This window comes from Agrobacterium sp. 20P9.1.2 (assembly GCF_057799395.1).
The window spans coordinates 213,743-227,096 of the sequence record NZ_JBYOKI010000003.1 but is presented as its reverse complement, the minus strand read 5'-3'; the positions used below and the strand labels follow the sequence as shown (position 1 = coordinate 227,096).

The following is a 13,354-nucleotide window of genomic DNA, read 5'->3' as shown; positions in this document are numbered from 1 at the left end:
TAAACAGAGGAAAATAATTCTGGAGGAGAGTAGATTGGACCGCCTCGACCGAAAAATACTACGAATTCTGCAAGAAGACTCCACCCTTGCTGTTGCCGACCTTGCCAAGAAGGTTGGTCTTTCCACGACGCCATGCTGGAGACGTATCCAGAAGATGGAAGAGGACGGTGTCATCCGTCGTCGCGTCGCCATTCTCGATGCCGGCAAGGTCAACACCAAGGTCACGGTGTTCGTTTCCATCCGCACCGCATCTCACTCCATCGAGTGGTTGAAGCGCTTTTCCGAAGTCGTCTCGGAATTTCCGGAAGTGGTCGAGTTCTACCGCATGAGCGGTGACGTGGATTATCTGCTGCGCGTTGTCGTGCCAGACATCGCCGCCTATGATGCCTTCTACAAGCGCATGATCGCTAAGATCGAAATACGCGACGTATCCTCTGCCTTCGCCATGGAGCAGATCAAATACACGACGGAACTGCCGCTGGATTACATGCTGCTGGACAACCCGAAGTCCGGCGAAGAGTGATGTGAAGAGGCGTGCCGGATGGCGCGCCCACTCTTTCGTTCCTTATTCCTGTGACGAGCATAGGAATGAGCGTAACTGACGTTACGCTATCACCCCTTGAATTTCGCAATCACCAGATGACCCGGCGTCGGGTGTCCGTCCTGCATGCGCACGTTGATGTCGGTGACTTCGATGATCTCGAAACCGGTCGCAGCAAGGCGTTCGCGGACATAGGTTTCGGAATGGGCGAAACGCTGGTGCGGGCCGACCATATAGGGGCGGCCAGCGAGGGTTTCGGTAGGCAGGGTTTCCGATGAGAAAATGAAGACGCCACCTTCGACCATGTTTTCAGCCGCACCAAAAAAGACCGGCTCCAGCGCGCCGAGATAGGGCAGCACGTCAGTTGCCGTGATCAGGTCAAAGGGTTCGTCGTCATTGTCTTCCAGAAAGTCTTCGACTTCCGCTACATAGAGCGTTTCGTAGAGTTCCTTTTCATGGGCGAGTTCGACCATGTTTTCGGAAATGTCGATGCCGGTAATGTCTTCCGCCATGTCGCGCAGGGCTTCGCCGGTCAGGCCTGTGCCGCAGCCGAGGTCTAGCAGACGTTTGAAAGGGCCAAGTTCCAGCGTTTGCAGGCGCTGGCGCACGATCATTGGTACGGCATAGCCGAGCTGTTCGACCAGAATATCTTCAAAGGCTTGCGCCTGCTGGTCGAACAGGGTTTCGACATAGGCATCCGGTGCCTTGGGCGGCGTTTCACCGCGTCCCATGGAGGCGATGCGAACGGCAGCGCCGCCGTGATCGTCTGGGTCGATGGCCAGAACCTCTTCATAAGCCTTGACCGCAGCATCGATATCGCCAGCCTTTTCCAACGCAAGAGCGCGGTTATAGGCTTCGGCTAGAGCCTCTTCATCGATCTTCTGGTTCTTCGTCATGGCGCGCATCCGGGGCTTGGCTTTGAAAATTGAAGCCTGCTTAGTCCGCAACGCCGTGAGGTGCAATGCCTGTTTTCGTTAGTGGAGGATGAACTCTCCCTTGAGCGAGCGCCATTCCTGCGCGGAAATCAGCTGGCGATGGACGTAGCGCACGGAGTGCAGCGGCCCATCCAGCTTTTCCTGCCAGAATTTGAGGAAGCCCTTCATTTCGGGAAAATCCGGCGCGAGATCGTAGTTCTGCCAGAGGTAGGTTTGCAGAACGACGGGATGGTCCGGCATATGGTAGAAAATCTGGGCCGTGGTAACGCCATAGCCCTTCAGCATCATTTCCATGTCTTTGTTCATGGCGGCTGCTCCGGTTCTTGTTGGTCGCCGATACACAGGAAGTATCGCAGACCATGGGAGCATGACATGATTAACCGAACCTTGCCAATTGGCCAGATTGTCACAAATTCGTTATATTTTTCAGACTGTTAGCATTCATTCGGCATGAGTGCTGCCAAGCGTTTACCGGGTGAGGTGCCGCGTCAGACGCGCTTCCAGCCATGCCCAGACGTGACGCAATATTTCGACCATGGAGAGATAGAAAATCGCAGCCCAGAGATAGGTCTGGTAATCGAATGTGCGCGAGAACGCATAACGTGTCTGGCCCATCAGATCATAAACGGTGACGATGGAGACGACGGCGGAGCCCTTGATCATCAGGATGATTTCGTTGCCGTAAGGGCGCAGCGCTACGATGAGGGCTTGCGGCAAAACGATCTTCCAGAATGTCACCGGCTTGGAAATGCCGAGCGATGCGGCACCTTCCAGCTGACCCTTCGGCACGCTCTGGATCGCGCCACGCAAGATTTCCGCCTGATAGGCAGCGGTATTGAGCGTCAGCGACAACAGGCCGCAATACCAGGCCTCACGGAAAAACCACCATAGACCGACGGCTTCCATCTCGGGGCGGAAACTGCCAAGGCCGTAATAGATCAGGAAAAGCTGCGCCAGAAGCGGCGTGCTACGGAACACATAGACATAGACATAGGCCAGCGTGCCGAGAATGCGATTGCTGGACATGCGTGCGAATGCGATGGGCAGCGATAGCATCGCGCCGAGAATGATCGATGTTCCCACCAGCGTGATGGTGGTGATCAAGCCATCGAGATAGCGCGGGCCATAACGCGTGAACTTGTCTGGGTCCCAATCATCGATGACGCTGTAAATGAGACCCAGCGCCAGCAGCAGCCACAAGCCGGTTACGGTAACGCCAACGATTTTGGAGGCGGAAAGCGGCTTGGCGGCGGCGGGCGGGGCAGGGCGTGCAGGGATGAGGTGTTCGGCGTGGCTCATCGGCGTGCCTCCGAACGGCGCGACCAGCGGTCTATGAAGCCAAGCCCGAAGGACGAAATCAGCGCCAGAATGAGATAGAGCAGACAGGCAATGCCATAAAAGAAGAAGGCTTCCTTACTGACGCGCGCGGCGATGCCCGTCTGGCGCAGAATATCGGACAGGCCGATGATGGAGACGTAGGACGTATCCTTGAGCAGGATCATCCAGAGATTCGTCATGCCGGGCAGGGCAATGCGCACCAATTGCGGAATGATGATGAGAACCATGGTGCGGCTGCGAGAAAGACCCAGCGCATCGCCCGCTTCATACTGGCCCTTGGGAATGGCGCGGAAGGCAGAGAGCAGCACTTCCGACGCGTAGGACGAAAAAACCACCGAAAGCGCGACCATGCCCGCAACGAAGGCATTGATTTCGATTGGGCCGGAAAAGCCGATATAGCCACCGGCGGACTGCAACAGCATCTGGATGCCGTAATAGACGATGAAGAGCGTCAGCAGCTCCGGCAGACCGCGAAAGATGGTGGTGTAGATACCGGCGGCAAGCCGCAGCGATTTTTCACTGGATTGCGCGGCAAGCGCAATGAGAAAGCCGATGGTCAGCCCGACTGGTAAGGTGGCGAGCGCAACAGAAATGGTGATCTTGACGCCATAGGCGATTTCATCGCCCCAGCCTGCATCGCCACAGGCAACGAGTGCTCCGTTGCCGAAGAGAGAGAAGATGCCTACCGGTCCGCAGAATGGATCGAAGAGATAAGTGAGATAGGTCCAGAACGAACCTATGGCGGAAAATGCTCCGCTCATGCCAATTTCCCCTGCGGTCTTTGCCGCGCGTTTCGTATTGTTTTATGACCTTGTTCTCAAACAAAAATGGCGGAAGGGCAAGCCTTCCGCCACAATATTCAACAAACAAATCGCTTACTTGCCGTAAACGTCGAAATCGAAGTACTTGTCGTTGATCTTCTTGTACTCGCCATTGGCACGGATTGCGGCGATTGCAGCAGTGAACTTGTCGGCAAGCGCCGTGTCACCCTTGCGAACCGCAATGCCCGCGCCCTGACCGTTGATGGCTTCATCAACCGGCATTGGCGTCAGGATCTTGCAGCACTTGCCAGCGTCGGACTTGACCCATTCCGACAGAACGACGATGTCGTCGATGACGCCATCGATACGGCCATTGGTGATGTCGAGCTTGTATTCGTCAGCCGTCGGATAGAGCTTTAGCTCCGAATCCGCCAGGTGCTTTTCGGCATAGTTGGCGTGGGTGGTGGAACCCTGCGCGCCGATGGTCTTTCCCTTCAGGTCTTCGACCGTCTTGGCCGGGCTGTCCTTTGGCACGGCAATCGCTGGCGGCGTGTTGTAGTACTTCTTGGAGAAATCGACCTTTTCCAGACGCTCTGGCGTGATCGACATGGACGCGACGATGGCGTCGAACTTCTTGGCCTGCAGGGCAGGAATGATGCCGTCCCAGTCATTCGTGACGAAAGTGCACTCTGCCTTCATTTCAACGCACAGCGCCTTGGCGATGTCGATGTCGAAGCCGGTCAGGGTGCCGTCTGCTTCAAGAACGTTGAAGGGTGGGTAGGCGCCTTCCGTGCCAATGACCAGCTTGTCCTGTGCCATGGCGGCACCGGAGAAAAGCGACATCGCGGCAATCGATGCAGCAGCTAGCAGACGGGTGGAAATACGCATTTCGATCCTCTCTTTCGGCGAGTCTTCCGCACCGGTTTGTTTATGTTTTCCGGGCGGTGAATGTTTCGCGTGGCCTCTTAGCCCGAAAGGGTGAGCGCCGCGCTTGGCGGATAGTCTTATCCTTGTCTTGAAAATGCAACCCTAATCGTTTCGCACCGCAACGAAGGCCACAATCAGTTCATGAAAAGGCCTTGATCTGTTCATTTGCGGTACAGAACAGCTTCGCCATGATGGGAACAAGACTGCCATTCAGGCGTTGTTCACCGCCCGCATGTGCAGAAGGTTTTTCAAAAGGCCGTGAGACAGCGGTATAAAGACGATCACTAGGTGAGGAACTACGATGCTCAAGAAAAACAAGCTGCTGACCGGGGTGGTATTTCCGCTCATGTCGATTGCGATGGTTGCCGAGCCTGCATTGGCTGCGGCCAACGCGGGCGCTATTCATTATACATCATCTCAAACAACGGATACCGCCAGCGCACCCGTCCTTCTGGCACAGGCAGATCCCAATGCTGAGGAGCTTCTGAAGAAGCGCCAGCAGGAGCAGCCAAAGGAAGAGCCGAAGGCCGAACAGCCTCAGCGTCAGCAGGAGGAAGCTCCGCGCCCACGCCGCGAGGCAGCGCCAGAGCAGGCACCCGAACAGCAGCGTCCACGCCGTGAGGCCGCCCCCGAAGCTGCACCGGAACAGCAGCAGCGCCCGCGTCGCGAAGCCGCACCGGAGGCCGCACCCGAACAACAGCAGCGTCCTCGTCGTGAGGCAGCACCAGAAGCTGCGCCAGAGCCGCAGCAGCCACGCCCGCGCCGCGAAGCCCAGCCGGATGCAGCACCTGCGCAGGCTCAGCCCGAGCAGCAGCAGGAGCGCCCACGTCGCCCACGCGACCAGCAGCCAGCGGCTGAAGGCGAAACACGTCCGGAACGTCCACGTCGCGACGCCAAGCCGGATGCCGCGCCCGACCAGGCTCAGCCGGAACAGCAGCAGGAGCGCCCACGTCACCAGCAGGGCGATCAGCAGCCAGCCGCAGAAGGCGAACCGAAGCCACGCCCTGAAGGCGAGCGTCCTCGCCCTGGCCAGGAGCCTGCACCGGCAGCCGGCGAAGCAAACCCGGAAAAGCCAGCCGTTCCCGGCAAGAAGCCAGCAGCCCCAGAACCGGATGCAAAGAACGCGCCCGTACCTGCCGAGCCGCCGACACCCGGCCAGCCGCCAAAGCCAAGAGAGCAGCCTAACCCCGCACCGGGCCAGCAGCCATCCGAACAGCCGCGCCCACCGCGTGGCCAGAACGGCGAACCTGCACCGATGCCAAATGCACCAACACCCGCACCGCAGGATGGCAAAACCACAGGACAGGCGCCAGCTGGCGAACTCGTTCCTGATCAGGTCGCAGTTCCGCAGCAGGAAGCACCTCCTTCGACCAAGGAGCAGCTCGACAAGGCCCGTGCTGTTGCCAAGGACCCATCCAAGTCTGCCGATACTGTTATTCTGCCGGTAGACAAGGGTGCTGCGGTTCTCGACAGCGACAAGGAAGCCGAACGCACCGGCAACCAGCAGTCCCGCGAACAGCGCCGTCAGGAACGCGAGCAGGTTCAGGACTACAAGGTGCCGACATCTGATGCGGAAGCGCAAGCTGCGGCGCGTGGAAACAATCCTCCACCGCAGATCAACATTCAGGCCATCACCAATATTCAGGGTGAGCGGATCAACCGTCGTCCAGACTATGATCGTCCGGATGGCGTGCGTGAATGGCAGCCCCGCGATATGCCGCGCGGCGGCCCACGGGATCGTGACATGGGCGATCGCGTCTTCCTGCAGTTCGGCGACCGCGTGGTCGTGCGTGGCAATGACGACGACCGTTTCGTCCGTGATGGTGCCAAGCCATATTACGAGCGTCTTCCTGACGACCGTTACCGCGAAACGATTGAGCGGCCAGATGGCACGCAGGTCGTGACCGTTCGCAACCGCTACGGCGATATCATCCAGCGTTCGCGCATCGATAATCGTGGCCGTGAGTATGTGCTGTTCTACGCACCGGAACTGGTGGATGAGCCGGATCGTGAATATGTCTATCGCGACCCGGGCTTGGACCTGCCCCCGATGCGCCTGCGTATCCCAGTTCAGGACTATATCATCGACACGTCCAGTGATCCGGACCGCGATTATTATCGCTTCCTGGAGCAGCCGCCGGTAGAGCCCGTAGAGCGTGTCTACACAATGGATGAAGTGCGCTACTCTGCCCGTATTCGTGACAAGGTCCGCCGTATCGACCTCGACACGATTACCTTTGCGACCGGCAGTGCCGAAATTCCGATGAGCCAGGCACAGTCTCTGCGCAAGGTGGCAGATGCCATCAATAAGGTGCTGAAGAACAACCCGGCGGAAACCTTCCTCATCGAAGGTCATACCGACGCCGTGGGCAGCGACGAGAGCAACCTTGTTCTCTCTGACGAGCGCGCCGCTTCCGTCGCCAATGTGATGACAGATGTTTACGGCATTCCGCCGGAAAACCTGACGACGCAGGGTTATGGCGAGCGCTTCCTCAAGGTCCAGACACTCGGACCAGCACAGGAAAACCGACGCGTAACCATCCGCCGCATCACCTCGCTGGTGAAGCCGATCGCGCAGAAATAAGCGGATCGCACGTACTAAAAAGCCCGGGAACCGAGAGGTTTCCGGGCTTTTGTCTGTTTTGCGTTACTTGCTAAAACGCAGCGCCTTCAGCTTCAGCCCAACGCAACCGCGATTTCGGCAGCAAGGCGGGCATTGTTGCGCACCAGTGCAATGTTGGTCTCAAGGCTGCGGCCTTCGGTGATTTCGAAGATCTTTGCCAGCAGATATGGGGTGACGGCCTTGCCAGCAATCTCATCTTCCTCTGCATGGGACAACGCGCGGGTTATGTAGATTTCCATCTCCTCGCTGGCGATCTCGTCTTCTTCCGGCACGGGGTTGGCGATCAGCATGCCGCCTACGATACCCAGCTGTTCGCGGGTGGACTGGAAATTGGCGATGGCCGCCGGGCTGTTGAGTGACAGCGGGCTCTTGAGACCTGACGAGCGTGACCAGAATGCTGGAAATTCCGTCGATCCGAAGGTGACGACCGGAACGCCCTGCGTTTCCAGCACTTCCAGTGTTTTGGGAACGTCCAGAATGGCCTTTGCACCCGCGCAGACGACGATCACGCCGGTCTTGGCAAGTTCGGTCAGGTCGGCAGAGATATCGAAGCTTTCTTCCGCGCCGCGATGCACGCCGCCGATGCCGCCTGTTGCGAAAACCTTGATGCCTGCATGTTCGGCGGCAATCATCGTGGCAGCAACGGTGGTGGCGCCGGTGCGACGTTCGGCAATGGCGAAGGCGATATCGGCGCGCGAGACCTTCATTGCATCCGTTGTCTGCGCAAGTGCCTCGAGTTGGTGCTTCTCAAGCCCGATATGCAGCGTGCCGTGGATAACGGCGATGGTGGCGGGCACCGCACCCTGATCGCGGATGATCTGCTCCACGCTTTCAGCCATCTGGATATTGCCGGGGTAGGGCATGCCATGGGTGATGATGGTGGATTCGAGAGCGACGATGGGCGCGCCGCGTTGTTTTGCTGCGGCAACCTCGTCCGAATAGGCGATGGGCAAAAGCGGGGGCTGGGGTTTTGTCATTGTTTCTTCCAATTCTATCTCAGCGATCTCTTCACAACATTTCGGCTGCGGGGACAAGGGCCAGCATCGCTTCCAGCGAACCCGTGTCCAGTTCCGCTGCCGTCGCACTGAGCGATTGAACAGTGATGGCAGCGGCCGCCGCACCCCAGCGAAGGGCCTGCGAAGGCGGCTCACCTTGCGAAATTGCGGCGAGATAACCCGATGCCATCGCATCTCCCGCACCGGTGACATCGCGCACGGCCTCGATCAGCGGCGGATGGAGTATGGCCGTTTCCCGTTCGGAAAAGGCGACGACGTGACGCGCACCGCTGGTGATGACGCCGCCGCGAAGTCCGAGTGCGGCGAGGTGCTTTGGCCATTCGCGCACGTCATCCACGCTTTGACCCGTCAGCGCATGCGCCTCCGCCTCGTTCATAAATAGCATATGGATATCCGGCAGCGCCGCTTTCAGCCTTACCACCTTGGCGGGGGAAATGGCGATGGCCGCCAGAGGCTTTTCGCAAACCCGCGCTGCCGTGCCGACGGCCTGCAAGGTATCTTCGGGCAGGTTGGCGTCGCAGAGGATTATGTCGCTTGCCATGATCGCATCGCGCACGGCGCGCACGCGCAGGCGGCGAGGGGTGAACAGCCTGTAAAGGTCCATATCCGCAATGGCGATGACGAGATTGCCGTCGCGTTCCAGAATGGCGGTGTAGCTTGGCGTACGGCGGTCGAGAAAGGTGAATGGCGTGTCTTCCACGCCTGCTTCGCGTGCGGCAGCGGAAACCGTCTCGCCATTGGCATCACCGCCGCGCGGCGCGATGATCCTGACCGCAAAGCCAAGCCGCGAGAGGTTGCGCGCAGCGTTGAAACCGCCACCGCCTGCTTCTTCCATCCACGCGCCGGGATTGCTGGCCCAAACCACGGTTTCGGTCTCGATCATGCCGCGGCGGTCTATATGTGCGCCGCCAAGAACGAGTATTTTCTTCACTGCAAACTTTCCTTTTGTGATCGGTCAGAATCGTGTCGATTCGTGCCTGATGACCCGTTTGAATGCTATCGCATCAGCCATTTTTTCCACAGCGTAAAAAGAAAAACAAAAGTAGAACAAAGGACTTATCCATATTTGATTTCAATATGATGATGCGCGCTTGTGAAGGGAGAACAAATAAAGTACAAAATCGCCATAGAGAGCTTCATTGCCTGTGCGGCTTCAATAACCTAAAGGTGGTTTCCAGATGGCACAAAATTCTTTGCGTCTTGTAGAGGACAAAGCAGTGGATAAAAGCAAGGCACTGGAAGCGGCGCTTTCCCAGATCGAACGTTCGTTCGGCAAGGGATCGATTATGAAGCTCGGTTCCAATGAAAGTATCGTCGAGGTAGAGACCATTTCGACAGGGTCGCTCAGCCTCGATGTTGCACTCGGCATCGGTGGTTTGCCAAGGGGCCGTATCATCGAAATCTATGGACCGGAAAGCTCCGGTAAGACGACGCTCGCCTTGCAGACCATTGCAGAAGCGCAGAAAAAGGGCGGCATTTGCGCCTTCGTGGATGCCGAACATGCGCTCGATCCAGTCTATGCCCGCAAGCTCGGCGTCGATCTGCACAATCTTCTGATCTCCCAGCCCGATACGGGTGAGCAGGCGCTCGAAATCACCGATACGCTGGTACGTTCCGGTGCGTGTGATGTTCTCGTGGTCGACTCCGTTGCGGCGCTGACACCGCGTGCGGAAATCGAAGGCGAAATGGGCGACAGCCTTCCGGGCCTTCAGGCTCGCTTGATGAGCCAGGCGCTGCGCAAGCTGACTGCTTCGATTTCCAAGTCGAAGACCATGGTCATCTTCATCAACCAGATCCGTATGAAGATCGGCATTTCCTATGGTTCGCCGGAAGTGACGACGGGCGGCAACGCCCTGAAATTCTACGCGTCCGTTCGCCTCGACATCCGCCGCATCGGTGCGGTCAAGGATCGCGAAGAAGTCGTGGGCAACCAGACCCGCGTCAAGGTCGTCAAGAACAAGATGGCGCCTCCCTTCAAGCAGGTCGAATTCGACATCATGTATGGCGAAGGCGTTTCCAAGACCGGTGAGCTGGTTGACCTTGGCGTCAAGGCCGGTCTCGTTGAAAAGTCAGGTGCTTGGTTCTCCTACAATAGCCAGCGTCTGGGGCAGGGGCGTGAGAACGCCAAGACCTTCCTCAAGGAAAACCCTGCCGTTGCCAACGAGATCGAACTGGCTCTTCGCCAGAATGCTGGTCTGATCGCGGAGCGCTTCCTTGAGAATGGTGGACCGGAAGCCGATTCTGACGGGAGCGATCCCGACGCATAAGTCAGCTTTGCCGGGCTCCGGCTCGGCGATATCCTGGAATTTGAACTGTAAAGGCCGTGCGATTGTTTCGCGCGGCCTTTATTTGTGTCGTAACGCCGCCCTCTTTGGCTGGACAGGCAGGGTGGTGAGCGATAAAAGCCAGTGTTTTTTATGCTATGGCCGCGGGATCGCGTGGCAATGAAGGACTTCGTATGAGCGGTGTAAATGAAATCCGGTCGACCTTCCTCGACTACTTCAAGAAGAACGGCCACGAAATCGTGCCATCCAGCCCGCTGGTGCCGCGCAACGACCCGACATTGATGTTCACCAATGCGGGCATGGTGCAGTTCAAGAACGTCTTCACCGGACTGGAAAGCCGCCCATACTCGACAGCCGCGTCGTCGCAGAAATGCGTGCGCGCCGGTGGCAAGCATAACGACCTGGACAATGTCGGCTACACCGCTCGTCACCACACCTTCTTCGAAATGCTGGGCAACTTTTCCTTTGGCGATTATTTCAAGGAAGAGGCGATCACCCACGCCTGGAACTTGATCACCAAGGAATTCGGAATCGACAAGAACCGTCTTCTGGTGACGGTCTATCACACCGATGACGAAGCCTTCGACCTTTGGAAGAAGATTGCCGGTTTCTCCGATGATCGTATCATCCGCATTCCGACCAGCGACAATTTCTGGGCGATGGGCGATACCGGTCCTTGCGGTCCTTGCTCCGAAATTTTCTATGATCATGGCGATCACATCTGGGGCGGCCCTCCAGGCTCTGCCGATGAGGATGGCGACCGGTTCATCGAAATCTGGAACCTCGTTTTCATGCAGTATGAGCAGGTGACGAAGGAGCAGCGCATCGATCTGCCGCGTCCGTCCATCGATACCGGTATGGGCCTGGAGCGCATTTCCGCGCTGCTTCAGGGCAAGCATGACAATTACGATACCGACCTGTTCCGCGCGCTGATCTCTGCGTCCGTCGAAGCCACCGGCGTTCCGGCTGAAGGTGCGAACCGCGCAAGCCATCGCATCATCGCCGACCATCTGCGCTCTTCTGCCTTCCTCATTGCCGATGGCGTTCTGCCGTCGAATGAAGGTCGCGGCTACGTCCTGCGCCGCATCATGCGCCGCGCCATGCGCCATGCCGAATTGCTGGGTTCGCGCGAGCCGCTGATCTGGAAGCTGCTGCCAGCACTCGTTCAGCAGATGGGCCGCGCCTATCCTGAACTGGTGCGTGCCGAAGCACTGATTTCGGAAACGCTGAAGCTGGAAGAAACCCGCTTCCGCAAGACGCTGGCCCGTGGCCTGACCCTGCTGTCGGATGCCACATCCACGCTCCACAAGGGCGACATGCTGGACGGTGAAACGGCCTTCAAGCTTCATGACACCTACGGCTTTCCGCTCGATCTGACGCAGGATGCACTGCGCGCCCGCGAAATTGGCGTGGATGTTGCCGGCTTCACCGACGCGATGGAGCGCCAGAAGGCAGAGGCCCGCTCGCACTGGACCGGCTCTGGCGACAAGGCGACCGAAACCGTCTGGTTCGAACTCAAGGAAAAGCACGGCGCGACCGAGTTCCTCGGTTACGACACGGAAACGGCGGAAGGTATCGTTCAGGCCATCGTCAAGGATGGCAAGTCTGTCGATAGCGCTGTTGAGGGCGACAGCGTTCAGATCGTTGTCAACCAGACGCCGTTCTACGGTGAGTCCGGTGGCCAGATGGGTGATACGGGCGTCATCTCGTCTGATGACGGCAGCTTCACGGTGTCCGACACGCATAAGAAGGGCGAAGGCCTCTTCGTGCATATCGGCACTGTTGCCAAGGGTGGCGTCAAGATTGGTGATGAAGTTCAGCTGACGGTCGATCACGACCGCCGCTCACGCCTGCGCGCCAACCATTCGGCAACTCACCTGTTGCATGAAGCACTTCGCGAAGTTCTTGGCACACATGTGGCCCAGAAGGGTTCGCTGGTCGCACCCGAGCGGCTGCGTTTCGACGTCTCTCACCCCAAGCCTATGTCGGCTGAGGAGTTGAAGATCGTCGAGGAAATGGCCAACGAAATCATCCTCCAGAACTCGCCTGTCGTCACGCGTCTGATGAGCGTGGACGATGCGATTGCAGAAGGTGCGATGGCGCTGTTCGGTGAGAAATACGGCGATGAAGTTCGTGTCGTATCGATGGGCACGGGCATTCACGGCGCGAAGGCCAATCGTCCCTATTCCGTTGAACTCTGCGGCGGTACACATGTGTCGGCCACCGGCCAGATCGGTCTGGTACGCGTTCTTGGCGACAGCGCCGTGAGCGCGGGTGTGCGTCGTATCGAAGCGGTTACGGGGGCAGGGGCTCTCGCCTATCTGGCCGAGCAGGATGATCGCGTCAAGGCGCTGGCGTCTTCGCTCAGGGTTCAGCCAGCCGAAGTGCTGGGCCGCGTCGAAGGCCTGCTGGATGAGCGCAAGAAACTGGAGCGTGAACTGGCCGACGCCCGCCGCAAGCTCGCCATGGGTGGCGCTTCGTCCAAGGGTTCTGCTGGCGACGTCAAGGAGATCGGCGGCGTGAAGTTCCTCGCCAAGTCGCTCTCCGGCATCGATGCAAAGGACCTGAAGAGCCTTGCGGATGAGGCCAAGGGTGGCCTCGGCTCCGGCGTGGTTCTGCTGATTGCGGTTTCAGAAGACGGTAAGGCTAGCGCGGTTGCTGCCGTGACTGAAGACCTGACCTCGCGCTTCAGTGCGGTTGATCTGGTGCGCACCGCGTCCGCTGCTCTCGGCGGCAAAGGCGGCGGCGGCCGTCCTGACATGGCGCAGGCCGGTGGCCCGGATGGCGCTAAGGCGGATGAGGCAATAGAGGCCGTGGCCGCAGCGCTCGCTGCTTGAGTAAATGAATAAAAGGGCGGGCTTTGACCCGCCCTTTGCATATAAGGCTTCCTATCGCTTCGCCGCCTTGCTTGTTGCGAGGGGCAGATCA

The 13,354-nt window shown here is 58.5% G+C and carries 11 protein-coding genes; 4 read left to right on the top strand and 7 right to left on the bottom strand.

Annotated features, from left to right (window positions below; genetic code table 11):
- Positions 1 to 34 precede the first annotated feature (34 nt).
- Positions 35 to 523, top strand: coding sequence for an Lrp/AsnC family transcriptional regulator (locus tag AC27VJ_RS10465; protein ID WP_111838188.1), 489 nt, complete (start codon positions 35 to 37; stop codon positions 521 to 523).
- Between the two features lie 89 nt (positions 524 to 612).
- Here AC27VJ_RS10465 and AC27VJ_RS10460 read toward each other — a convergent pair whose 3' ends face one another.
- The 5 genes from AC27VJ_RS10460 to AC27VJ_RS10440 all read right to left on the bottom strand — a co-directional run bounded on the left by AC27VJ_RS10460 (position 613) and on the right by AC27VJ_RS10440 (position 4,463).
- Positions 613 to 1,437: a class I SAM-dependent methyltransferase gene (locus AC27VJ_RS10460; protein ID WP_488683956.1), complete on the bottom strand. Its 825-nt coding sequence runs from the start codon at positions 1,435 to 1,437 to the stop codon at positions 613 to 615.
- Between the two features lie 78 nt (positions 1,438 to 1,515).
- Positions 1,516 to 1,782, bottom strand: a complete 267-nt coding sequence (locus AC27VJ_RS10455) for an usg protein (RefSeq protein WP_113088026.1) — start codon at positions 1,780 to 1,782, stop codon at positions 1,516 to 1,518.
- A gap of 162 nt (positions 1,783 to 1,944) precedes the next feature.
- The gene (locus AC27VJ_RS10450) at positions 1,945 to 2,775 is read right to left on the bottom strand and encodes an ABC transporter permease (RefSeq protein WP_113088027.1); all 831 of its coding nucleotides are present in this window, start codon (positions 2,773 to 2,775) and stop codon (positions 1,945 to 1,947) included.
- The gene (locus tag AC27VJ_RS10445) at positions 2,772 to 3,575 is read right to left on the bottom strand and encodes an ABC transporter permease (protein ID WP_488683955.1); all 804 of its coding nucleotides are present in this window, start codon (positions 3,573 to 3,575) and stop codon (positions 2,772 to 2,774) included. Before AC27VJ_RS10445 ends, AC27VJ_RS10450 begins: the two co-directional genes overlap by 4 nt.
- Positions 3,576 to 3,689: 114 nt before the next feature.
- Positions 3,690 to 4,463, bottom strand: a complete 774-nt coding sequence (locus AC27VJ_RS10440) for an ABC transporter substrate-binding protein (RefSeq protein ID WP_113088029.1) — start codon at positions 4,461 to 4,463, stop codon at positions 3,690 to 3,692.
- A gap of 340 nt (positions 4,464 to 4,803) precedes the next feature.
- Here AC27VJ_RS10440 and AC27VJ_RS10435 point away from each other — a divergent pair, with 340 nt between their 5' ends.
- The gene (locus tag AC27VJ_RS10435; RefSeq protein ID WP_488683954.1) at positions 4,804 to 7,086 is read left to right on the top strand and encodes an OmpA family protein; all 2,283 of its coding nucleotides are present in this window, start codon (positions 4,804 to 4,806) and stop codon (positions 7,084 to 7,086) included.
- A gap of 92 nt (positions 7,087 to 7,178) precedes the next feature.
- Here the strand turns inward: AC27VJ_RS10435 and AC27VJ_RS10430 are convergent, their stop codons facing one another.
- Together AC27VJ_RS10430 and AC27VJ_RS10425 are read right to left on the bottom strand one after the other, a co-directional pair.
- Positions 7,179 to 8,102, bottom strand: coding sequence for a pseudouridine-5'-phosphate glycosidase (locus AC27VJ_RS10430; protein WP_113088031.1), 924 nt, complete (start codon positions 8,100 to 8,102; stop codon positions 7,179 to 7,181).
- A gap of 31 nt (positions 8,103 to 8,133) precedes the next feature.
- The gene (locus AC27VJ_RS10425) at positions 8,134 to 9,072 is read right to left on the bottom strand and encodes a carbohydrate kinase family protein (protein WP_488683953.1); all 939 of its coding nucleotides are present in this window, start codon (positions 9,070 to 9,072) and stop codon (positions 8,134 to 8,136) included.
- A gap of 247 nt (positions 9,073 to 9,319) precedes the next feature.
- Here AC27VJ_RS10425 and recA point away from each other — a divergent pair, with 247 nt between their 5' ends.
- Together recA and alaS are read left to right on the top strand one after the other, a co-directional pair.
- A complete protein-coding gene (gene recA / locus AC27VJ_RS10420; protein WP_488683952.1) occupies positions 9,320 to 10,408 on the top strand; it encodes a recombinase RecA in 1,089 nt (362 codons plus the stop codon).
- Between the two features lie 191 nt (positions 10,409 to 10,599).
- Positions 10,600 to 13,263: an alanine--tRNA ligase gene (alaS, locus tag AC27VJ_RS10415; protein WP_488683951.1), complete on the top strand. Its 2,664-nt coding sequence runs from the start codon at positions 10,600 to 10,602 to the stop codon at positions 13,261 to 13,263.
- Positions 13,264 to 13,354 lie beyond the last annotated feature (91 nt).

What these genes read in the sequence shown, in the direction of transcription:
- AC27VJ_RS10445 (WP_488683955.1), bottom strand. Translation starts at nt 3,575, where the DNA reads ATGAGCGGAGCATTTTCCGCCATAGGTTCGTTCTGGACCTATCTCACT.
- AC27VJ_RS10430 (WP_113088031.1), bottom strand. Translation starts at nt 8,102, where the DNA reads ATGACAAAACCCCAGCCCCCGCTTTTGCCCATCGCCTATTCGGACGAG.
- AC27VJ_RS10440 (WP_113088029.1), bottom strand. Translation starts at nt 4,463, where the DNA reads ATGCGTATTTCCACCCGTCTGCTAGCTGCTGCATCGATTGCCGCGATG.
- AC27VJ_RS10435 (WP_488683954.1), top strand. Translation starts at nt 4,804, where the DNA reads ATGCTCAAGAAAAACAAGCTGCTGACCGGGGTGGTATTTCCGCTCATG.
- AC27VJ_RS10455 (WP_113088026.1), bottom strand. Translation starts at nt 1,782, where the DNA reads ATGAACAAAGACATGGAAATGATGCTGAAGGGCTATGGCGTTACCACG.
- AC27VJ_RS10450 (WP_113088027.1), bottom strand. Translation starts at nt 2,775, where the DNA reads ATGAGCCACGCCGAACACCTCATCCCTGCACGCCCTGCCCCGCCCGCC.
- AC27VJ_RS10460 (WP_488683956.1), bottom strand. Translation starts at nt 1,437, where the DNA reads ATGACGAAGAACCAGAAGATCGATGAAGAGGCTCTAGCCGAAGCCTAT.
- alaS (WP_488683951.1), top strand. Translation starts at nt 10,600, where the DNA reads ATGAGCGGTGTAAATGAAATCCGGTCGACCTTCCTCGACTACTTCAAG.
- recA (WP_488683952.1), top strand. Translation starts at nt 9,320, where the DNA reads ATGGCACAAAATTCTTTGCGTCTTGTAGAGGACAAAGCAGTGGATAAA.